We start from the raw sequence: 20,005 nt of genomic DNA, 5'->3' as shown, positions 1-20,005 counted from the left end.
GAGATGACGACGATGAAATATCGCGTGAACCGGCGCGCTGCGCTGGGGCTGATCGGCGGCTCCACCGCCTCCCTGCTGATCCCGATGCCGGGCGCACGCGTCAACGCGCAGACGCTCGACAAGGTCAGCTACCAGACCAACTGGCGCGCCCAGACCGAGCATGGCGGCTTCTATCTCGCCGCGGCCAACGGCATCTACAAGAAATACGGCCTCGACGTGGAGATCCGCCCTGGCGGCCCGCAGCAGAACCCGACCCAGCTCCTGCTCGGCGGCCGCGTCGACATGATCATGGGCAACTCGCTGGAGGCGCTCAGCTTCGCGCATGAGAACCTGCCCTTCCTCTGCATCGCCTCGATCTTCCAGAAGGACCCGCAGGTCCTGATTTCGCATCCCGGCCAGGGCAACGACACGCTCGCCGATCTCAAGGGCAAGCCGATCCTGATCGCGGCGCAGGCCCGCGTCGGCTTCTGGCCCTTCCTGAAGCTCAAGTTCGGCTTCCAGGACGAGCAGATCCGTCCCTACACCTTCAACATGGCGCCGTTCCTGGCCGACAAGAAGCTGACGCAACAGGGCTTCCTGTCCTCCGAGCCCTTCGTCATCCGCAAGGCGGGCGTCGATCCGGTCGTGCATCTCCTCGCCGATGCCGGCTTCGAGAACTACAACACCACGATCACGATCTCCCGGAAGATGGTCCAGGAGAAGAAGGAGCTGGTGCAGCGCTTCACCGACGCGACGCTGGAAGGCTGGGCCGAATACATGAAGGGCGGCGCCGGCAACGAGGCCGCCAATGCCCGGATCCTGAAGGACAATCCCGACATGGATCAGGAGAAGATCGACTACGCCCTCAAGGTGATGAACGATCGCGGCATCGTCGTCTCCGGCGACGCCAAGACGCTCGGCATCGGCGCGATGACCGATGCGCGCTGGGCGAGCTTCTACAAGACGATGAGCGAGGCCGGCGTGGTTCCGGCCGGCGTCGACGTGAAGAAGGCCTACAGCCTCGACTTCGTCAACAAGGGCATCGGCAAGGGCTGAGCCGGACGAGCATTGCTGAAAAGATGACTGTGACGATGGACGAGACGAAGCCGCAATCCGCCGCGAGCACGCCGCTGGTGGCAGTCCGGCACGTCTCGAAACGCTTCGCCAACGGCACGCTCGCCGTGCGCGATGTCGATCTGGAGCTGGGGGCAGGGCAGTTCATCAGCCTGCTTGGTCCCTCCGGCTGCGGGAAGTCGACGCTGTTGCGGATGATCGCTGGGCTCGGCGCGCCGAGTTCCGGCACGATCACCTGGCCGGGCGAGACCGGCGAGGCGCAGGGCAGCGCCGGCCACGGCGCCCGCGATCTCGGCTTCGTCTTCCAGGACCCGACGCTGATGCCTTGGGCCAATGCGCTGGCCAATGTCATGCTGCCGCTCAAGCTCAAGGGCGTGGCCCGGGCCGAGGCCGAGGCGCGCGCCGCCGAGATGCTGGCGCTGGTCGGGCTCAAGGGCTTCGAGAAATCCTATCCGCGCGAGCTTTCGGGCGGCATGAAGATGCGCGTCTCGATTGCGCGTGCGCTGGTGATGCGGCCGAAAATCCTGCTGATGGACGAGCCCTTCGCGGCGCTCGATGAGATCACCCGCCATCGCCTCAACGACGACCTGCTGTCCCTCTGGGGGCGCGAGCGCTTCACCGCCGTCTTCGTCACCCACTCGGTCTTCGAGTCGGTCTATCTCTCGCAGCGCATCGTGGTGATGGCGGCGCGCCCCGGCCGGGTCATGGCCGATCTCTCGGTCGATGCCGCCTATCCGCGCGACGACCTGTTCCGGACCTCCGGCGAATACGCCCATCTCTGCCGCGTCGCCTCCACCAAGCTCAAGGAGGCGATCGGCCAATGAGCGCGCCCGTCGAAACACTGAGCCCGGACGGCACCGACGCGCAGGCGATGCCCGTCGCGATGGCCGAGGCGCGTATTCTCGGCCTGCCCGCCAGCACCTGGCCGCGCATCCTCGCGCCGCTGGTCATTGGCGTCGCCGTGCTGGCGCTCTGGGAATTCGCCATCCGCTGGAATGAGATTCCGCATTATGTCCTGCCCGGGCCCATCCTGGTCGGCCAGACGCTGGTCGCGGATTGGGGCACGCTCTCCGGGTCGCTCTGGGTGACGCTGAAAATCACCTTCATGGCGCTGGCCGCCGCAGTCGTCGTCGGCGTGACGCTCGCCGTGCTGTTCAGCCAGTCGAAATGGCTGGAGATGGCGCTCCTGCCCTATGCCGTCATCCTGCAGGTCACGCCGATCGTCGCCATCGCGCCGCTGATCATCATCTGGGCCAACGATATCGACCTGTCGCTGCTGATCTGCGCCTGGATCGTCGCCTTCTTCCCGATCCTGTCGAACACGATCCTCGGGCTGAACTCGGCCGACCATAACCTCGTCAACCTGTTCGAGCTTTACGGCGCCTCGCGCTGGCAGACGATGCGCTATCTCAAGCTGCCGACGGCGCTGCCTTATTTCCTGGCCGGGCTGAAGATTTCGGGCGGCCTCGCGCTGATCGGCGCGGTCGTGGCGGAGTTCGTCGCCGGCACCGGCGGCAGCGCCTCGGGCCTCGCCTATCGCATCCTGGAAGCGGGCTATCAGCTCAAGATCCCGCGCGTCTTCGCGGCGTTGGTGATGATCTCGCTGTCAGGCATCGCGATCTTCCTGGCGACGAGCCTGATCTCGTACCTCTTGCTGCATCGCTGGCACGAGAGCGCGATCCGCCGCGAGAACTGAGCGGTTGGCGTAGCGAGCTAGACGAAATAGGCGAGCTTGCGTTCGGCCGGCAGAGCGTCGATCTCACGCATCGCGGTCTCCGACGGGCTCGCCGCCAGGCGCAACGCCTCCGGCATCGCGTCGTCGGAATCGCTGAAGATGATGTCGTCGTCGAGCAACGGGGCGGTGACGAGGCGCGCTTCATCCGCCGGCCGGTCGACACGCTCCATCGGGACGGGCTGATGACCCTCCGTCGCGATCTCGAGATCGTCGTATTGGCGCGGCATGGCGGAGGGCGGTGGCACGGTCATCGCTGCCGCGGTCGCCGTCATCGACTCGAAGCTCACGCTCGAATCGCGCGAAACCTCGCCGAAGGCGCGCAGGCTCGAATCCAGCATCGCGATGGTGTCTGCGATCTTGTCGATCCGCTGCACCACGCTGTCGACGACGCCGATCGCCGTCGAGATTTCGGCGGCATGGCGGTCGAGTGAGTCGCAAGCCTCCTGATCCGCGCCGGTCTCGCGCAGGCCCCAGGCAGCTTCCTGGATGCTTTCGGTCGCGGCGAGCACGGAGCCGGCCGCCTTCTCGATCTGGGCGGCGAGCCCCGATGAACGCGCCTCGGCCTTGCCGCTGATGCGTTCGAGATCGGTGCGCAGGTCGCTGATCAGCGCAGCCGCCTCGATCAGGTTGGTTTCCCGGCTGGTCTCCTGCACGCCAAGCCCGACGACCCGCTCGATCCGCTGGATGGCGCCGAGCAGTTGCAGCGTATCCGCCTGCCGGTTGCGCTTGGCATATTCGACCATGAACCAGCGGCCACGCGCAGTCTCCATGACCGCGGCTTCGATCGCCTCGTAATCGGCCTGGCTCAGCGGTGTCAGCGAGCGCGCGTCGCCCATGACGAATCTGCCTTCGAAGGACCGGCCGAATCAGCAGGGCGGTCGTGACGTTACAATTCGAGCCTGCCTTGCGATTTCTTAAGGAATTGCTGCTTTCGCCCCGAATTGGAACAGAACGCCGGAGAGAGCGTGGTTGCCGGGCCTTTCGCGGCATTGGCGGCGCAGCGGAAAGCGATGGATTGCCCGAAGCTTGCCAAGCACGCGCGGCACGGCAATACAGGGCAGGGGGTGGACGCTGAAGCGACCGGCACTGTGCGGGCGCGCAAGGCTGCTGGGCCGGTTCGGCCAGGGGAACAGGGACCTCACGGCGACATGGCGAGCCTCGATACCGCCGAACCGCAGGCGACCATCCGCGAGGACGCGGGCGCGCTCGCGGTGGCGCTGGCGGGCTCGTGGAGCGCCGACCGCGCCCCGCGCATCGAGCAACTGATCGGCGAGATCGCCGAAAGCCTGACGACGGCCGGCGCCCGGATCGATCTCTCCAACGTGACGCGGCTCGACACGCTCGGCGCCTATGTACTCAACCGCCTGAAGGCCCGGCAGGAGCGGGATGGCGTCGCAATCGAGCTCGTCAGCAGCAGGCCCGAGCACGGTATCCTTCTGGCCGAGGTCCAGGTCCATGACGATCCGCCGAAGCCGCACCGGCATGTCGGCATCGTCGACATTCTCGTCGATATCGGCGAGGGCGTCGTGCGCTTCGGCCGCGACATGGTCGGTGGCGCCATGTTCCTCGGCGAGGTCGTGGTCGGCTCGGTCAGCGTCGTGCTCGGCCCGCGCAAGTTCCGGGGGCCGTCGCTGGTCAACCAGATCGAGCTGATCGCCTTCAACGGCGCGCCGATCATCATGCTGATCTCGTTCCTCGTCGGCTGCATCGTCGCGCAGCAGGGCATCTTCCAGCTGCAGCAGTTCGGCGCCTCCGCCTTCGTCGTGAACCTGACCGGCATCCTGATCCTGCGCGAGCTCGCGGTGCTCCTGACTTCGATCATGATTGCCGGCCGCTCGGGCTCGGCCTTCACCGCCGAGATCGGCTCGATGAAGATGCGCGAGGAGATCGATGCGTTGCGCGTGATGGGCCTCGACCCGATCGAAGTTCTGGTCGTGCCGCGTATCCTCGCGCTGATCATCTCGCTGCCGATCCTCACCTTCATCTCGGCGATGGCCGGGCTGGTCGGGGCCGGGCTCGTCTCCTGGCTCTACGGGGGTATCGGCGTCGATACCTTCCTCGCCCGGCTGCAATCGGTCATCACCTGGAAGCATTTCGCCGTCGGCCTGATCAAGGCGCCCTTCATGGCCTTTGTCATCGGGCTGATCGCCTCGATCGAGGGGCTCGCGGTCAAGGGCTCGGCGGAATCGCTCGGCCGGCAGGTCACGGCCTCGGTGGTGAAGGCGATCTTCATGGTGATCGTCGTCGATGGGCTTTTCGCCATGTTCTTCGCTTCGATCGCGTTCTGACGATGACGCTCCAGAACCTCTCCCACCCCGCTCAGACGCAAGACCCCGGAGAGTCCGAGGCCGTCATCCGCGTGCGTGACCTCAAGGTCGCCTTCGGTGAAAAGGTGATCATGGACGGGCTCGATCTCGATGTGTTGCGCGGCGAGATTCTCGGCTTCGTCGGCGGCTCGGGCCAGGGCAAGTCCGTGCTGACCCGCACGATCCTCGGCCTCGTCCGCAAGCGGCGCGGCACGATCGAGGTCTTCGGCGAGGATGTCGACGAACTCAGCCAGCAGCAGCGCCGCGTGCTCGAACGGCGCTTCGGCGTGATGTTCCAGCAGGGTGCGCTGTTCTCGGCCCTGACGGTGAAGCAGAACATCCAGGTGCCGATGCGCGAGTATCTCGAACTCTCGCCCGACCTCCTTGACGAATTGGCGATGGTGAAGCTCGATCTCGTCGGCCTGCCGCGCGACGCCGCCGACAAGGCGCCTTCCGAATTGTCCGGCGGCATGATCAAGCGCGCGGCGCTGGCCCGCGCGCTCGCGCTCGATCCTGAGATCGTCTTCCTGGACGAGCCGACATCGGGGCTGGACCCGATCGGCGCCGCCGAATTCGACGATCTGATCATCACCCTGAAGCAGACTCTCGGTCTGACCGTCTTCATGGTAACCCACGATCTCGACAGCCTGTATCATGCCTGCGACCGAATCGCCGCTCTGGCGGACAAGAAGGTGATCGCGGTCGGCCCGTTGGCGACGATGCTGGCGTCCGACCATCCATGGTTGAAGGCCTATTTCGGCGGGGAGCGCGCCATGGCCAGGCTGCCGGCAGGAGAGCAGGGACAAAGCAGCTAGACGATGGAATCGCGCGCCAACTACGCACTCGTCGGTCTGTTCACGCTCGCGGTCCTCGCGGCGGCTTTCGGCTTTGTCTACTGGTTCAACAGCGGTGGGGCGGGGAGCAAGGAAAGCATCCGCGTCATCTTCACCGGCACCGTGACCGGGCTGGGCCGCGGATCGAGCGTCCTGTTCAACGGCCTGCGCGTCGGGGAGGTCACCAGCATCGAACTCCAGCCGGACGATCCGCGTCGCATCTATGCCGAGATCCAGGTCGCCAACACCACGCCGGTGCGTGACGACACGCGGGCGCGCATCGAGGCGCAGGGTTTGGCCGGCGTGGTCGCGCTGCAGCTCATCGGCGGCGATCCCGCCGCGCCGATGCTGAAGGCCAAGCCTGGCGAGCCGATGCCGACGATCATCGCCGAGCGCTCCGAGCTGCAGGACATCATCGAGACCGTGCGCAACGTCGCGCAGAAGGCCGATGGCATGCTCACCTCGCTCGATGGACTGATCAAGCAGAACACCACGCCGATCAACAACACCGTCCGCAATGTCGAGAAATTCTCGCAGGCGCTCGGCAACAATGCCGATGGCGTCGACAAGCTGATGGCGAGCTTCGGCAGCATCGCCGAGACGGTCCAGCCACTCTCGCAGAAGCTGCAGGCGCTCAGCGAGGAGCTCACGGCCGTGGTCCGCTCGGTCGATCGCAACCGCATCGCTAGCATCGTCGACAATGTCGACAAGTTCACCGGGGCGCTTGGCGGCTCCAGCGCCGAAGTCGCCAAGGTGGTGAAGGACGCGGCCTCGATCTCGGCCAAGCTAGACAAGGCCGCGGACCAGATCGAGGGCGTGCTCAAGGCCGCGAAGGGTTTCCTCGAATCCGGCTCGGGCCCTGATGGCCGCAGCGCGTTCCAGGAGGTCGCCGACGCCGCCAAGTCGATCCGGACGCTGGCCGACAATCTCGACAAGCGCACCGCCGAGATCACCGCCGGCATCAACCGTTTCACCGGGCCCGGCCTGCGCGACGTCGAGTCGCTGGCGGCCGACGGCAAGCGCACGCTCACGGAACTCAACCGGACCTTGCGGAATTTCGAACGCAACCCGCAGCAGTTCATTTTCGGCGGCAAGCCGCCGCTGCCCCAGTACAACGGATCGCGCTAGCCCCATGACGACCGAGGTTCAGCTTCCTTCGGCCCGCCGGGCTCGCCGCTTCCTCCCCGTCCTGGCCGTGGCTGTAACCGCGCTGCTCGCCGGCTGCGGCGGTGGGGCGACGCCGACCACGTTCGATCTGTCGGCGCCCGGCGGGTTCGGCAAGGTCGGTGGTTCGCGTGCGATCATGGTCGTGGCCGAGCCGACGGCGGTGCAGGCGCTCGATTCCGATCGCGTGATCGTCCGGGATTCGAGCGGCGCGCTTTCCTTCGTCGGCGGGGCGCAATGGGCGGACCGGGTGCCGGCCTTGGTGCAGGCCCGCCTGATCCAGACCTTCGAGAATGCCGGCCGGGTCGGCTCGGTCTCGGGGCCGGGCCAGCGCATATCCCCCGACGTTCAGCTCAACACCAATATCCGCAGCTTCAACATCGACGCCGCGACGGGCTTGGCGGTGGTCGAGATCACCGCGCGGATCGTCGGCGACCGGACCGGGCAGATCCAGCGGGCGCGGCTCTTTGCGGCGCGGGTGCCGGCCGGCGCTGTCGACGGGGCGGGTGCGACCCAGGCGCTCGACCGGGCGCTGTCCCAAGTGCTGGTCGAGATCGTGCGCTGGGCACGCTGAGCGCGTTCCCCGGGTGATTTCCTTCCGCCCGCGGCTGCGTTAGATTCTGATTCCGGCTCGGCCCGAGCCTCCCCCCTCCAGCCGGGGAAGCATCATCATGCAGGGCATTCCGACGACCTGACCGACTGTCCGGGCATCACGTATGAGGAGGGATTGCGCCAGCTGCTCGCGATAGGAGGTTCAAGTCATGAATTTGTCGGCCCCGATCCATCAGTTGAAGCGCAAGGCCAGGCTCATGAGCCGGGCGGAACGCATCCCGCTCCACGCCGCGCTCGATCGCATCGCGATCGAGGAGGGGTATCGCAGCTGGAGCCTGCTCTCGGCGAAGCAGCCGGGAATGACGTCTATTCGCGCGTTGTGGCCCCTGCTGGTGCCGGGCGATCTCGTCCTGATCGCCGGGCGGCCGGGGCAGGGCAAGACGCTTGCAGGCCTCGCCCTTCTGGCCGAGGCCATGCGGGTCGGGCATCGAGGTGTGTTCCTGACGCTCGAATACGCGCTGGCCGACGTGTTCTCCAGGCTGCAGGCGATCAACATCGAGCCGGGTGAATTCGCCGGCCTGTTCGACTGCGACTGCTCCGATGCGATCAGTGCGGACTATATCGTCGCGAGACTGGCGGAGGCGCCGCGGGGCACGGTGGCGGTGATCGACTACCTGCAACTGCTCGATCAGCGCCGCGACACGCCGGAGCTGGCTCTGCAGGTGAGAGCGTTGAAAGCTTTCGCGCGGGAGAGGGGGCTGATCCTCGTCTTCCTCTCGCAGGTCGACCGTTCCTATGAAGGGGCGGGCAAGCCGTTCCCCGAGATCGCGGATGTGCGCCTGCCCAATCCGCTTGACCTCTCCCTGTTCGACAAGACCTGCTTCGTGAACCGGGGCGAGACGCGCTTCCGGGCGGCGGCTTAGGAGAGCTTCCGGCTTTCCGCAGAGCTCCAAAAAGGAAAGGCCGCCCGAGGGCGGCCTTTCTCGTTTTGGGAATTATAGCGTCGCTTACTCGAAGCGCCCGCTGGCATGGGCCAGCATCGTGTAGACCTTGCCGGTCTCCGAGGTCAGGTAGGTCTTGGCCACCATCGAGTCGCGGTCGTCCTTGGCGGCTTCGCCGAGCAGGCGCTCGAACTCCTCGATATAGCGGTCCACCGTATCCTTGAACTCGGCGTCGCGACGGTATTTGCGGCGCATCTCGTCGAAGGTCTGCTGGCCCTGCAGCGTGTAGAGCCGGCGGGTGAAGACATTGCGCTCGCCACGCTTGTAGCGGTCCCACAGCTCGACGGCCGCGTCATGGTCGATCATCCGCGCGATATCGACGGAGAGCGAGTCGAGCTTCTCGATCGAATGGGACGTCGGCTTGCTCGGCTCGGGCTGCTTGTCCTCGCGCGAGGCGCGGGTCAGCAGGTCCGAGAGCCAGCCGGCCTTGGCCGGCTGCTGCTGGGCCGGCTCCGGCTGGCGGCGCGACGCTTCCTGCACCGTGGCCGGACGGCTCGGCGTGGTCGCGGTCTCGATGCGGGCGTTCGCGCGCGGCGCGGCAGGCTGCGCAGGCTCGCTCACCGCGTCGATGGACGGCCGCAGCAGCGGCTCCTCTGCGACAGGGGTGGGCTGCGGCGCCGGCGTGAACGCCTGAGCAGGCCGGGTCGGAGCCACCGGAGCAGGGACAGCCGCAGCAGCGACCGGGCGGCGGCTGGCGGCATGGTCGATCGGCAGCGAGACGTCGCCACGACGGCCGGATCGCGTCACGATCTCGGTGAGATCGTTCAGCGCCTTGATCTGCTCGGCCACGACCCGGCGCATGGCCGAGGTCGATTCCTGGGCCTCCGCCGGCAGTTCGAGCACGCCGCGCTTCAGCTCGGCGCGGGTCGCCTCCAGCTCACGCTGGATGTCGCCGGTGATGCCGCGCATGTCCTGCGCCGCCTTCTGGAAGCGCTCGGTCACCTTGGTGATCTCGCCGCCGATCTCGGTCGAGACCTGGGCATAGGCCAGGCGCAGGGCCTCCGCCGTGCGCTCGCGCTCCTGGCCAGTGGCCGAGCGGATCGTCTCGAACTGCTGGGCGATCGCGTTCGTCGTCGCTTCCGCCGAGTCGGACAGGACGGCGCCGATCTGGCGCGCGCGCGCCTCGGCGGTGCTGAGCGAGTCGTCGATCAGCGAGGCGAAGGAGCGGGTGATCGACTCGACATCGTCGGTGCGGTTGGCGATCAGCCCGTGCAGCTGCTCCAGCGCATCGCGGCGCTCGGCCAGCGCCTTGCCGACGCGGCTCTCGATCTGCTCCAGCCGGCCGGCGACGGCGTTGAGCGCCGCGCTGCTGGCCTGCGTGACCTCGTTGAGCGAGGTGCCGCGATCATCGAGCTGGCCGATCAGCGCGGTGGTTTCGCGCAGCGTGCCTTCCGAGAAGCTCTTCAGCTCGGCGATCTGCGCCGTAACCTGCTGCGAGGCCGAGCCGGCCTCCGCCATCACGGTGCCAATCACATTCTGCAATTCGCCGACGCGGGTCGACAGGCTGTTCTCGACGGCGGCGAGGTTCTTGTTCGCGCCGTTGACGATCTGCTGCATCAGCTTGTTGGCTTCGCCGAGGCGTCCCAGCATGCCGCCGAGCTCCTCACGCAGCTGCTCGTTGGTGCCGACCAGCGCCTCGATCGACTGGCGCGAACCGGCTTCGAGCGTCTCGCGGAGCGCATTGGACGAAGCCTCGACCGCATTGGCGATGACCGCGCCGCGATCGCGCAGGCCGGCGACGATGGCGTTGCCGCGGCTTTCGAGCGCGCGCACCACCGTCTCGCCGACCGTGGCGAACTCGGCGGCCAGCGCCTCGCCGCGCTCGTTCAGCGCCTCGACGGCACCATTGCCCTTGGCGTCGAACACGGCGCGCAGGGTCTCCACCCGCTCGTCGAGCGACTGGGTCAGGGTTTCGCCCTGGCGGCCGATGAGTTCGACGAGGCCGTGGCCCTTGGCGTCGAAGGCGGCGCGCATGGCGTCGGTCCGCTCGTCCAGCGAGTTGGTGATCGCCACGCCCTGACGCTCCAGCGCCGTGACGATGCCGGCGCCCTGGCCCTCGAAGATCGCGCGCAGCTGCTCGGCGCGCTGGTCGAGCGCCCCCGAGATCGCGTCGCCGCGACGGCCGAGCGCGGCGACGATGCCGAGCCCGCGATCGTCGAACAGGGTCCGCAACTGCTCGGCGCGTTCGGTGAGCGCGGCGGCGATCGCCTCGCTCTGCCCGGCGAGCGCCGAGACCATGCCGCCGCCCTGATCGTCGAACAGGGCGCGCAGTTCCTGCGCGCGCTCGGCGAGCACCGCGGCGATGGCCTCCGAACGGCCCTGCAGCGTGGCGGCGATCTCGTCGCCACGCGTGTCGAGCGTGTTCGAGACGGTGTCGAGCCGCCCGACGACGCGCTCCTCGAAGCGCGCGACGCTCTGGTCGAGCGTATCGGCGATCTGCAGGGCGCGACCGCCCAGCGTCGCGTTGATCGTATCGGCCTTGTCGCTGAGCGTGCGGGTGAGCGACTCGCTCTTGGAGGTGACGACCTCGCCGATCTCGTCGGCCTTGGCCGCAAGCGCGCGGGTGACCTCGCGTCCGCCTTCGGCCAGGACGCGGGCGATATCGACCGTGCGCTCGACCAGCGCCTCGTTGAGGGCGGTGGCGCGCGAGCCGAGGCTGCCGTCGATGCGCGCGATCAGGCTGTCGAGCGTGCCGGCGATCTCGGCGCTCTTGGTGCCCGAGCGGTCCTCGAACAGCTTGATCTGGCTTTCCATCGCCTCCGCGGCCTCGCGGGTGCGGCTGGCGAGGAGCTCGGCTGCTTCCAGCGCGCGGGTGCCGGCCTTGTCAGCCAGCATGACGCTGTCCTCGGAGATCAGCTTCTCGACCTGCGCGATGCCGGAATGGAGCGCGGCGGTGAGCTGCTGTGCGTCGCCCGCGATCTTGGCGGTCAGCAGGCCGCCCTGGTTGACGATGAGGTCCTCGAAGGCGCCGAGGCGCGCGGCAAGCGCGGTCTCGACGTCGCGGCCCTGCGTATCGAACAGAGTCGAGAATGCGGCCAGACGCCCGCCGAGCGCGGCCTCGATCTCATGCCCGCGCTCGTCGAAGAGCTTGGTCAGCGCGTCATGGCGCAGCGCCAGCGCCTCGTTCAGCGCCTGCGCACGGCCCTCGACCGAACGCAGCATGGACTCGGCATTGGCCGAGAGCGCCTCGTTGACGCGCCCGCCCTGCTGGGTCAGCGCCAGCACGATCTCGCGGCCGGTGCCAGCGAGCAGGGTGCGTGCCTCCTCGGCATGGACGGTGAAGGTGTCACGCAAGCCTTGCGTCGCCTCGGAGACGCGGTCGGCGACATGACGGCCGTCGACATTGATGGTCTCGGTGAGGGTGCGGGTTGCCTCGGTCATGCGGCGCGCCAGGTCCTCGCTCTGCTCGCCGAGCAGGGTGTGGACCTCGCGGCCAGTGCTGACGAGGTCGCGCACCATGGTCTCGCGCTGCCCGTCGAGCAGGGTGCTGACCTTTTCAGCCGTGTCGCTGACGCTGGCGAGGAAGCCGGTCTGCTGCTGCTCAAGGGCGTTCTGCGCCGCCTCGATGCTGCCGGTGATGCGGGAGGCGAGCGTCGCGCCGCGCTCGTCGATGCTGGCGCCGGTCTCGGCGAGGCGGGAGATCAGCGCGTTCGAGCGTTCAGCCAGGATGCCGTGCACCGAGCGGCCGACATCGGCGACGCGGCTGGCCAGCGCCTGGCTCTCGCTGCCGAGCAGGTCCTTGATCTCGAGCCCGGCCTGCGAAACCTTGACGGTCATCGCGCCAGCCTGCTCGTCGAGCAGGGCGCTGACGCGCATGCCGGTCTCCGAGAGGCCGGAGAGCAGGCGTTCGCTCTCGCTGCCGACGACGGCGCTGACATCCTGCCCGGCCTGGGTCAGGCGGCTGACGAGCAGTTCGCTCTCGTCGCGCAGGCGGGTCTCGACCGTGTTGACGGCGCCAGAGACGCTGGAGACCAGCGCCTCGCTGCGCTCCGACAGGAGCTTGGCGACATCGGCGCCGGCATTGGAGACGCGCGCGACGGTGGCGTCGCTGTGTTCGCCCATCAGGCTGGCGAGGCCGCGGCCGGCTTCGGCGACGCGTTCGACGACGCTGTCGCTCTGCTGGCCGACCAGATCGGCGAGCTCGCTGCCGGCGCTGGAGACGCGGCCGACGAGCTTCTCGGCCTGCTGGTCGAGCAGAGTGTGGACGGTCTGGCCGGTTTCGTTCAGGCGGTCGACGAGCTTGCTGCCCTGCTCGGTAAAGAGCCCGTTCACCTGGCCTGCGACATCGGTGATGCGGCTGGTGAGAGTGTCGCCATGCTGCGCGACGGATTCGCTGAGCGACTGGCTGGCATCGTTGACGCGCAGGATGATCGCCTCGCTGCGCTCGCGCAACACGTCGTCGACGGTGCGGGCGGTCTCGTTGAGGCGGCTGACCAGCGTCTCGCCATGCGTGCCGATCAGACCATGGACGCTCTCGCCGACCTCGGTGAGACGGTTGGCGATGGCTTCGTTCTGACGGTTGAGCAGGCTGTTGACGCCGCGCCCGACCTCGGCGAGGCGGGTGGTGACGCTTTCGCCCTCATCGGAGAGGGCGCTGCGCAGCGCTTCGCCCGATTCCGCCAGACGCGCCTGCAGGGCCTCGCTCTGGCTCTCGATCAGCGCGACCATGTTGCGGCTGCTGACCTCGAAGCGCTCGGCGGCTTCCGTGCCGCGCGCCGAGATGTCGCGGGCAAGCGTCTCGCCGGTGTTCTTGAGCAGTTCGTTGACCGTCTCGACGCGGCCGGTCAGCGTCTCGGCGACCTGGTTGCCGGTCTCGCTGATCGCGCGGGTGACGTCCTGGGCGCCGGTGGTCAGGCCCTCGGTGAGGACCGCGCCGGTGCGCTCCAGCGAGCTTGCGATCTCCTTGGCGCGGCCGTCGAGCATATCCGACAGGTTGCCGCTGGCGCCGGCCAGGCGCTCGGAGACTTCACCGGAGGTGATCTGGAGACGCTCGACGAGGTCGTGGCTGCGGCCGCTGATCTCTTCGATCATCTTCTCGCCGGCGCGGCCGAGCGCCAGCGTGATCTGGTCGCCCTTGGCGCCGAGCGAGCCGGTGACGCGGTCGCCGGCCTGCGAGACGGCCTCCGCGATGGCGCGGCTGGCGCTGTCGAGGTCCTTGGCGAGCCCGTCATGGGCTCCGCTGATGGCGAGTTTGACGCGCTCGGCATTGCCGACCACGGCCTCGCGCTGGGTGACGAGCTCGTCGATCAGCGAGCGCAGGCGGATTTCGTTGTCGGCATAGGCGCGCTCGAGCGTCGAGATCTCGCCGCGGACGATGGTTTCGAGTTCGCCAGCGCGCGCCACGGCGCGCTCGATGCCGTCGCCCATGGCGGCGACCTCGCGACGGATCGTCTGGCTGAGCGACAGCACGGAATCGGCGCCGGCAACCTCCGGCTCGGCGAGGCGCAGCGCGACCTCGGTCATGGCGCGCGAGATCAGGCGCATTTCCTGGGTGCGGCGATAGAGTGCCGCCAGGACGAAGAAGAACACGACCGGCGCACCGATCGAGAGTGCGAGCAGGGTCCACTCGCCGATGCCGAAGCTGGCGACGGGCTCGGGCAGGCCGTTGCTGAACGAGCCGTAGCGGCCGAGCAGGACGAAGGCGGCGCCGCCGAGCCAGGCGAGCGAGGCGAGCGCGGCGAACCAGTAGGGCCTGCTTGAGGGGCGCACGGCGAAGGCCTGGACGAGCGAACTCGAATCCCGGCGGTCGTCATTGGCGACGCGGCTGGTATCGGGCGCGATCGCGGCGCGCGGCGGCACTGGCTGCTGCTGCTGGGCGGGGGCGGCAGGCATGGGCGGCAGCGCGACAGGAGCCGGCTCGACGCGCGGCATTTCGAGCTTCAGGTCGTTCTCGCTGGTCGTCGGCAGCCGGGGCTCGGTCTCGACCGGCGTGTCAGTGCCGTCCTTGGGCTGGTCGAGCCGAAGCGCCTCTTCGATCGCCGACATCGCAGCTTCAGTGGGGTCCTGGAGCTTCTTGGGTCGATTCATCGTTGCCGCCTCGCCACGCTACTGAACATGGGCGCGTACGGTGATCTCCGCCGCCCCATGCCGCCTCTGGCCGGGTGAACGGAGACACTGCGCCCATCATTTACCAATTGGAAGGGTAGTGGACCCCTGGAGCCTTGGAAACCCATTTGACCGCGCGATTCACAAACGTCGTTAACGCCTCGTTTACCATCGCGGCGCTTCCTGAAGGGCATGAGACCGGCCGATGCGGCCATTTGATGACCAGTTTTCAAGAGTTCCCGACATGACCGAGAAGGCCATCGATTTCGCCTATCTCTCCAGCCAGACAGCCGGTGATCATGAGCTGGAGCGCGAGTTGCTCACGCTCTTTGCCCAGCAATGCGTCGTCCATCTGCGCGCGATCCATGGCAGCGCCGACCGGCAGCAGCGGATGGATGCGGCCCACACCCTGAAGGGGGCCGCCCGCGCCGTCGGCGCCTGGCAGGTCGCCGAGGCGGCCGACCGCATCGAGGAGAGCCTGGCCGGGCCGCAGCAGCAGGTGAGCGAGAGTGCACTCGACGCGCTCGCCTTGGCCGCTGCTGAGGCGAGGGCGGTCATCGCGCGCTTCGACTGCGCCGCCTGAGCGGGTGGCTGCGGCGCGAAACCCCGTTCCGTGCCGCTTTGAAATGCTCTAAGCGGAGGCCGTCATCGCGCCGCCGGAGTCCTTCATGCCCAACATCACCTTCATCGACGCTCAGGGCGAGAGCCGCACCGTCGAGGCCGAAACCGGCTCGACCGTGATGGAGACGGCGATCCGCAACGCGATCCCCGGCATCGAGGCGGAATGCGGTGGCGCCTGCGCCTGCGCCACCTGCCATGTCTATGTCGACGACGCCTGGACCGCTGCCGTTGGCCCTGCCGAGCATATGGAAGAGGACATGCTGGACTTCGCCTTCGACGTCCGCCCGAATTCGCGCCTCTCCTGCCAGATCCGCATCCGCGACGAGCTCGACGGGCTCGTCGTCCGCACGCCCGAGCGTCAGGGCTGAAGGCATACTGGCTTCCCTCGGAACCGCTTCGGCATCCCGGGCTTGCCCCGGGATACATCGGAGGGCTCCGGAACTCGACGATGGATCCCGGATCGGCGCTGCTGCGCAGCTTGTCCGGGGTGACGCCCTCTCGATGTCGGTAATCAGCCGATACTGATCAGGCGCGCGGCGCTGCGCCGCATCCCGCATTTGCGCTGGATCATGGCGCACGTGCTGGCAAACTCCATGATGGGTTCACAGCCGGCCTGGATCGCCGTCTACGCTGCCGGGTGTGGCGAGAGCGATCTAAGCATTTGTGATATCATCGGATGCTTCCGAAAAGTGGTGCCCACTTTTCAGTCCGATGCCTTGGAGGATGCGATGTACAGATCGATCATGGTCCCCGTTGATCTCGCCGAAGCCGATCTCGCCCTGCCGGCGATCGCGGCAGCCGTATCCTTCGCCAAGATTTCCGGGGGAAAGGTGCGGCTGGTCTATGTCCGCTCGCTGATCCCGGTCACCTACATGGAATTCGTGCCAGCCGATTTCGATTCCGAACAGCAGGAAGACGCCGAGGCGAAGCTCGCCGAGATCGCGGCGAAGGTCGATCTTCCGGCCGAGCAGGTCTCGGCCAAGGTGCTGATCGGCTCCGTCCACGGCGAGGTGCTGGCCGAGGCCGACGCGGGCGGTATCGACCTCATCGTCATCGGCTCGCATGAGCCCGGCATGCTCGCCTATGTCATCGGCTCGAACGCTTCGGCTATCGTGCGCCGGGCGAAATGCTCGGTGCTGGTCGTCCGTTGATGCTCAGCCCGTCCCGCCCGGGACGAGGCTTTCAGGCACTTCGCCGGTCGCGAGTTCGCGCGGCCGGTTGAGGCTGACCAGCGGCCAGACCTGCCAGAACGAGGCGGCGATCAGCAGAACGCCAAGCAGGCCGGCATTGGTCGCGCCCTGCTGGAAGGCGCGCAGCGTGAACGCCGTCAGCATCAGCAGCGAGAGCGCGCCGACGGCGGCCACGCCGAGCCAGATCGGCTTCGGCCGCCCGGCGACGAAGCGGGCTTTGGGATTGGCTCGTGCGATCGCGGCCGACAGCGCCGTGACGAAGCGGTGATAGCGCGGATCGTCGCGGTCGAGATCGGTGAGCGAGCGCCAGGACAGGTTGCCGAAGGTCACGGTGCGGCCATCGCTGAGCCTGAGCTGCGTCTTGTAGCCCTTCGACGAGATGTTTCCGGGCGCATAGACGAAGCGCACCTGCTCGACCGCGCTGAGGCGGATGTTGTCGACCCGGCGAGTCCGGTCGACCTCGAGTGTCTCGCCCTCGAGCTTGTAGCCGATCTCGAAGCCCATGGGCTTGGGCCGCTGGCGCCAGCTCGGCGCGGGGCCGTCGTCGTCTTCGTTCATGACCGTATTCGTCACCGCGCCAGAACCTTCATCGCGCCATCGAGCCCGTCGAGCGTCAGCGGGAACATGCGCCCGCCCATCAATCCGCCGATCTGGCGGATCGACTGGGTGTAGTTCCAGAGATTCTGCTGCACCGGGTTGAGCCAGACCGATTTCGGGAACTTGGTCGCCAGTCGCTCCATCCAGACCTCGCCGGCCTCATCGTTCCAGTGCTCGACCGAACCGCCGGGCATCGCGATCTCGTAAGGGCTCATCGAGGCGTCGCCGACGAAGACGAGGCGGTAATCGGAAGGGTAGGTCCTGAGCACGTCCCAGGTCGCGATCTGCTGGTCGTGGCGTCGCCGGTTCTCCTTCCAGACCCGCTCGTAAGGGCAGTTATGGAAGTAGAAATGCTCGAAATGCTTGAACTCGGCCCGTGCGGCCGAGAACAGCTCCTCGGCCAGCTCGATATGCCAGTCCATCGAGCCGCCGACATCGAGGAAGAGCAGCACCTTGATGGCGTTGCGGCGCTCGGGCCGGAGCTGGACGTCGAGATAGCCGTGCTTGGCCGTCTCTGAAATCGTGGTGTCCAGATCGAGTTCCTCGGCCGCGCCGGTGCGGGCGAAGCGGCGCAGGCGCCGGAGCGCGATCCGCATGTTGCGCACGCCGAGCTCGCGCGTGTCGTCGAAATCCTTGAACTCGCGCTTGTCCCAGACCTTCACCGCCCGGAAATTGCGGTTCTTGTCCTGGCCGATCCGGATGCCTTCGGGATTGTAGCCATAGGCGCCATAGGGCGAAGTGCCGGCCGTGCCGATCCACTTGCTGCCGCCCTGGTGGCGGCCCTTCTGCTCGTCGAGCCGTGCTTTAAGCGTCTCCCAGAGCTTCTCCCAGCCCATCGCATCGATCTGGGCCTTTTCTTCGTCGGTCAGGAATTTCTCGGCGAGCTTGCGCAGCCATTCCTCGGGAATGCCGGCTTCCTCGATCGCCTGCTGCAGCGTCTCCATGCCCTTGAAGACCTGGGCGAAGACGCGGTCGAACTTGTCGAGATGGCGCTCGTCCTTCACCAGCGTGGCGCGGGCGAGGTAGTAGAACTCGTCGACCCGGTGTTCGGCGAGGTCGGCCTCCACACCTTCGAGCAGCGTCAGATATTCGCGCAGGGTCACGGGGACCTTGGCGGCGCGCAGATCGGTGAAGAGGCGAAGGAACATGCCGCTAATGTGTGGGCATGGGGCGCCGGGTCAAGCAGCGTCCGCGTTTCATGCGCGAACGCCGCTCGATCCCGATGATGGCCTTACGCCACCGCGTCGGCGAGGTCCTTGGTGACCTTGAACTTAACGACGGTCTTGGCGGGAACCTTGATGGTCGCGCCGGTCGAGGGGTTGCGGGCCTCGCGGGCTTCGCGCTTGGCGGCGGAGAGCTTGCCGATGCCGCCGAGGGTGACGTCGTCGCCCTTCTTGAGGGTCTTGGCGACGGTCGCGCCGAGCGAGGCCAGGATGGCCGAGACGTCGGCCTTGGTCTTGCCGGTCTCTTCGGCGATGGTGGCAATCAGTTCGTTCTTGGTCATGAAATCCTCCTTGAGAAGGTTGTTCAGGCGTCGCGTTCTTGATGACGGCCGTTCATGCTCGTTTCCGGCATGAGCGGCCGCGGCACATGGGTGCCATTCGCGGCGCGCAACTCACGCAGTTGCCACGGTTATCGCGGAAAGACGATGCCTGCGGCGGTAGATACGCACAGGAAACGGCTTCGTTCCATCGGTTTCAGGCGGGAACGAGCCCATTTTAGAGCCATGACAGGGTTTTGCGGTCGAATTGACCAATCGTCAGGTGCCGGAGCCGGCGAATCGCTGCGGCGGCGGGTCGGACAGCCGCCGCAGCGATGCTTCCTGGGTCAGGCCTGGATGCCGTCCACGTACCAGTCCATCTTCGAGAGCATTTCGTCGCTCGCCTTCTCGCCGGCCTTCAGGCGCACCACGCCCTTCTGGTCCTTGAGCTCGCCCGTGAAAGGATGGAGCGTGCCGGCGACGATGCCCTTGGTGACTTCGTCCGCGGCAGCGCGCGCTGCCGGCGTGACGGCATCATTGAAGGGCGCGAGCTTGACGAAGCCGTCCTTGATGCCGCCCCAGACGTCGCCCGATTTCCAGCTGCCGTCCATGACCTCCTTGACGCGCTTGATGTAGTAGCCGGACCAGTCGTCGACGATCGCCGAGAGATGGGCCTTGGGCGCGAAGGCCCTCATGTCCGAGGCCTGGCCGAAGGCGAAGATGCCGCGCTGCTCTGCCGCCTGGAGCGGGGCGGCGGAGTCGGTGTGCTGCGTGATGACGTCGGCGCCCTGGTCGATCAGCGCCTTGGCGGCGTCGGCTTCCTTGGCCGGGTCGTACCAGGTCGAAGCCCAGACGACGCGGGTCTTGAAATTCGGGTTCACCTTCCGCGCGGCGATGTGGAAGGCGTTGATGCCCATCACCACTTCCGGGATCGGGAAGGAGGCGACATAGCCGGCCTGACCCGACTTGGACATGTGCCCGGCGATGGTGCCGATCACGGCGCGCCCCTCATAGAAGCGCGCGTTGTAGGTCGCGACGTTTTCGGCGCGCTGATAGCCGGTCGCATGCTCGAACTTGATCTTCGGGAACTGCTTGGCGACCTGAATCGTCGGGTTCATGAAGCCGAAGGAGGTGGTGAAGATCAGCTGATTGCCGGCCTGGGCGAGCTGGCGGATGGCACGCTGCGCATCGGGCCCCTCGGCGACGTTCTCGATGAAGCTCGTCTTGATCTTGGCGCCGTATTCCTTCTCCAGCGCAAGGCGGCCCTGGTCATGGGTCCAGGTCCAGCCATGGTCGCCGATCGGGCCGACATAGACGAAGCCGATGCCGAGCGGAGCCTGCGCCGAGGCGCCCCGGCCGAGGATCGGCAGGGTGGAGGCGGCGGCCGCGCCGAAGGTCAGCCTGCGGCGGGTGATGATGCTGGTCATG

At 67.3% G+C, this 20,005-nt stretch carries 17 protein-coding genes; 11 read left to right on the top strand and 6 right to left on the bottom strand.

Translation table 11 applies throughout. The annotated features are described in order from the left end of the window. The first annotated feature begins 3 nt into the window (after positions 1-3). Genes NUV79_RS19580 through NUV79_RS19570 form a run of 3 tightly spaced genes read left to right on the top strand, consistent with a single transcriptional unit; the run spans position 4 to position 2,749 of the window. Positions 4-1,035 (top strand): ABC transporter substrate-binding protein, encoded by a 1,032-nt coding sequence (locus tag NUV79_RS19580; RefSeq protein WP_257734740.1) that lies wholly within the window; start codon positions 4-6, stop codon positions 1,033-1,035. A gap of 35 nt (positions 1,036-1,070) precedes the next feature. After that, positions 1,071-1,877, top strand: a complete 807-nt coding sequence (locus NUV79_RS19575) for an ABC transporter ATP-binding protein (protein ID WP_257734739.1) — start codon at positions 1,071-1,073, stop codon at positions 1,875-1,877. A 59-nt stretch (positions 1,878-1,936) separates the two neighbouring features. Then, positions 1,937-2,749 carry an ABC transporter permease gene (locus tag NUV79_RS19570; protein WP_257734768.1) on the top strand — a complete coding sequence of 271 codons (813 nt, stop codon included), beginning with the start codon at positions 1,937-1,939 and terminating at the stop codon, positions 2,747-2,749. Between the two features lie 17 nt (positions 2,750-2,766). Here NUV79_RS19570 and NUV79_RS19565 read toward each other — a convergent pair whose 3' ends face one another. After that, positions 2,767-3,624, bottom strand: coding sequence for a hypothetical protein (locus tag NUV79_RS19565; protein WP_257734738.1), 858 nt, complete (start codon positions 3,622-3,624; stop codon positions 2,767-2,769). Positions 3,625-3,936: 312 nt separating this feature from the next. Between NUV79_RS19565 and NUV79_RS19560 the strand changes: the two genes are divergently transcribed. The 5 genes from NUV79_RS19560 (at position 3,937) to NUV79_RS19540 (ending at position 8,566) form a co-directional block, all read left to right on the top strand. Continuing rightward, positions 3,937-5,076 carry an ABC transporter permease gene (locus NUV79_RS19560; protein WP_257734737.1) on the top strand — a complete coding sequence of 380 codons (1,140 nt, stop codon included), beginning with the start codon at positions 3,937-3,939 and terminating at the stop codon, positions 5,074-5,076. Between the two features lie 2 nt (positions 5,077-5,078). Next, on the top strand, positions 5,079-5,909 hold the full coding sequence (locus NUV79_RS19555) for an ABC transporter ATP-binding protein (protein WP_257734736.1): 831 nt from the start codon (positions 5,079-5,081) through the stop codon (positions 5,907-5,909). Positions 5,910-5,912: 3 nt separating this feature from the next. Next, complete coding sequence (locus NUV79_RS19550) at positions 5,913-7,055, top strand: MlaD family protein (protein WP_257734735.1); 1,143 nt, start codon at positions 5,913-5,915, stop codon at positions 7,053-7,055. Between the two features lie 4 nt (positions 7,056-7,059). Next, entirely contained in the window at positions 7,060-7,665 is a 606-nt protein-coding gene (locus NUV79_RS19545; protein WP_257734734.1) for an ABC-type transport auxiliary lipoprotein family protein, read from the top strand. Between the two features lie 187 nt (positions 7,666-7,852). After that, positions 7,853-8,566 (top strand): DNA helicase, encoded by a 714-nt coding sequence (locus NUV79_RS19540; protein ID WP_257734733.1) that lies wholly within the window; start codon positions 7,853-7,855, stop codon positions 8,564-8,566. A gap of 84 nt (positions 8,567-8,650) precedes the next feature. Here NUV79_RS19540 and NUV79_RS19535 read toward each other — a convergent pair whose 3' ends face one another. Next, positions 8,651-14,671 carry an apolipoprotein A-IV repeat region-like domain-containing protein gene (locus tag NUV79_RS19535; RefSeq protein WP_257734732.1) on the bottom strand — a complete coding sequence of 2,007 codons (6,021 nt, stop codon included), beginning with the start codon at positions 14,669-14,671 and terminating at the stop codon, positions 8,651-8,653. 262 nt (positions 14,672-14,933) lie between these two features. Between NUV79_RS19535 and NUV79_RS19530 the strand changes: the two genes are divergently transcribed. From NUV79_RS19530 to NUV79_RS19520, 3 genes are all read left to right on the top strand, one after another. After that, entirely contained in the window at positions 14,934-15,272 is a 339-nt protein-coding gene (locus NUV79_RS19530; RefSeq protein ID WP_257734731.1) for an Hpt domain-containing protein, read from the top strand. Positions 15,273-15,357: 85 nt separating this feature from the next. Further along, a complete protein-coding gene (locus tag NUV79_RS19525; protein WP_257734730.1) occupies positions 15,358-15,678 on the top strand; it encodes a 2Fe-2S iron-sulfur cluster-binding protein in 321 nt (106 codons plus the stop codon). 360 nt (positions 15,679-16,038) lie between these two features. Further along, the gene (locus NUV79_RS19520; protein ID WP_257734729.1) at positions 16,039-16,461 is read left to right on the top strand and encodes a universal stress protein; all 423 of its coding nucleotides are present in this window, start codon (positions 16,039-16,041) and stop codon (positions 16,459-16,461) included. Between the two features lie 3 nt (positions 16,462-16,464). Here NUV79_RS19520 and NUV79_RS19515 read toward each other — a convergent pair whose 3' ends face one another. The 4 genes from NUV79_RS19515 to NUV79_RS19500 all read right to left on the bottom strand — a co-directional run bounded on the left by NUV79_RS19515 (position 16,465) and on the right by NUV79_RS19500 (position 20,004). Then, positions 16,465-17,058 carry a hypothetical protein gene (locus tag NUV79_RS19515; RefSeq protein WP_257734728.1) on the bottom strand — a complete coding sequence of 198 codons (594 nt, stop codon included), beginning with the start codon at positions 17,056-17,058 and terminating at the stop codon, positions 16,465-16,467. Between the two features lie 11 nt (positions 17,059-17,069). After that, the gene (locus tag NUV79_RS19510) at positions 17,070-18,245 is read right to left on the bottom strand and encodes a vWA domain-containing protein (RefSeq protein ID WP_257734727.1); all 1,176 of its coding nucleotides are present in this window, start codon (positions 18,243-18,245) and stop codon (positions 17,070-17,072) included. A gap of 83 nt (positions 18,246-18,328) precedes the next feature. Further along, entirely contained in the window at positions 18,329-18,628 is a 300-nt protein-coding gene (locus NUV79_RS19505) for an HU family DNA-binding protein (protein ID WP_257734767.1), read from the bottom strand. Positions 18,629-18,924: 296 nt separating this feature from the next. Beyond that, positions 18,925-20,004, bottom strand: a complete 1,080-nt coding sequence (locus NUV79_RS19500; protein ID WP_257734726.1) for a BMP family ABC transporter substrate-binding protein — start codon at positions 20,002-20,004, stop codon at positions 18,925-18,927. Position 20,005: the final 1 nt, after the last annotated feature.

Origin of the sequence: Allobosea sp. 47.2.35, assembly GCF_024655635.1 — a bacterium.
GTDB lineage: Bacteria > Pseudomonadota > Alphaproteobacteria > Rhizobiales > Beijerinckiaceae > Allobosea.
Note: the sequence above shows the minus strand (reverse complement) of the source record. Positions and strands in the feature narration are given on the sequence as shown.

Bases quoted from the DNA above. Each gene is read 5' to 3' on its own strand.
- NUV79_RS19580 (WP_257734740.1), top strand. From the start codon at position 4: ATGACGACGATGAAATATCGCGTGAACCGGCGCGCTGCGCTGGGGCTG.
- NUV79_RS19575 (WP_257734739.1), top strand. From the start codon at position 1,071: ATGGACGAGACGAAGCCGCAATCCGCCGCGAGCACGCCGCTGGTGGCA.
- NUV79_RS19570 (WP_257734768.1), top strand. From the start codon at position 1,937: ATGGCCGAGGCGCGTATTCTCGGCCTGCCCGCCAGCACCTGGCCGCGC.
- NUV79_RS19565 (WP_257734738.1), bottom strand. From the start codon at position 3,624: ATGGGCGACGCGCGCTCGCTGACACCGCTGAGCCAGGCCGATTACGAG.
- NUV79_RS19560 (WP_257734737.1), top strand. From the start codon at position 3,937: ATGGCGAGCCTCGATACCGCCGAACCGCAGGCGACCATCCGCGAGGAC.
- NUV79_RS19555 (WP_257734736.1), top strand. From the start codon at position 5,079: ATGACGCTCCAGAACCTCTCCCACCCCGCTCAGACGCAAGACCCCGGA.
- NUV79_RS19550 (WP_257734735.1), top strand. From the start codon at position 5,913: ATGGAATCGCGCGCCAACTACGCACTCGTCGGTCTGTTCACGCTCGCG.
- NUV79_RS19545 (WP_257734734.1), top strand. From the start codon at position 7,060: ATGACGACCGAGGTTCAGCTTCCTTCGGCCCGCCGGGCTCGCCGCTTC.
- NUV79_RS19540 (WP_257734733.1), top strand. From the start codon at position 7,853: ATGAATTTGTCGGCCCCGATCCATCAGTTGAAGCGCAAGGCCAGGCTC.
- NUV79_RS19535 (WP_257734732.1), bottom strand. From the start codon at position 14,671: ATGAATCGACCCAAGAAGCTCCAGGACCCCACTGAAGCTGCGATGTCG.
- NUV79_RS19530 (WP_257734731.1), top strand. From the start codon at position 14,934: ATGACCGAGAAGGCCATCGATTTCGCCTATCTCTCCAGCCAGACAGCC.
- NUV79_RS19525 (WP_257734730.1), top strand. From the start codon at position 15,358: ATGCCCAACATCACCTTCATCGACGCTCAGGGCGAGAGCCGCACCGTC.
- NUV79_RS19520 (WP_257734729.1), top strand. From the start codon at position 16,039: ATGTACAGATCGATCATGGTCCCCGTTGATCTCGCCGAAGCCGATCTC.
- NUV79_RS19515 (WP_257734728.1), bottom strand. From the start codon at position 17,058: ATGAACGAAGACGACGACGGCCCCGCGCCGAGCTGGCGCCAGCGGCCC.
- NUV79_RS19510 (WP_257734727.1), bottom strand. From the start codon at position 18,245: ATGTTCCTTCGCCTCTTCACCGATCTGCGCGCCGCCAAGGTCCCCGTG.
- NUV79_RS19500 (WP_257734726.1), bottom strand. From the start codon at position 20,004: ATGACCAGCATCATCACCCGCCGCAGGCTGACCTTCGGCGCGGCCGCC.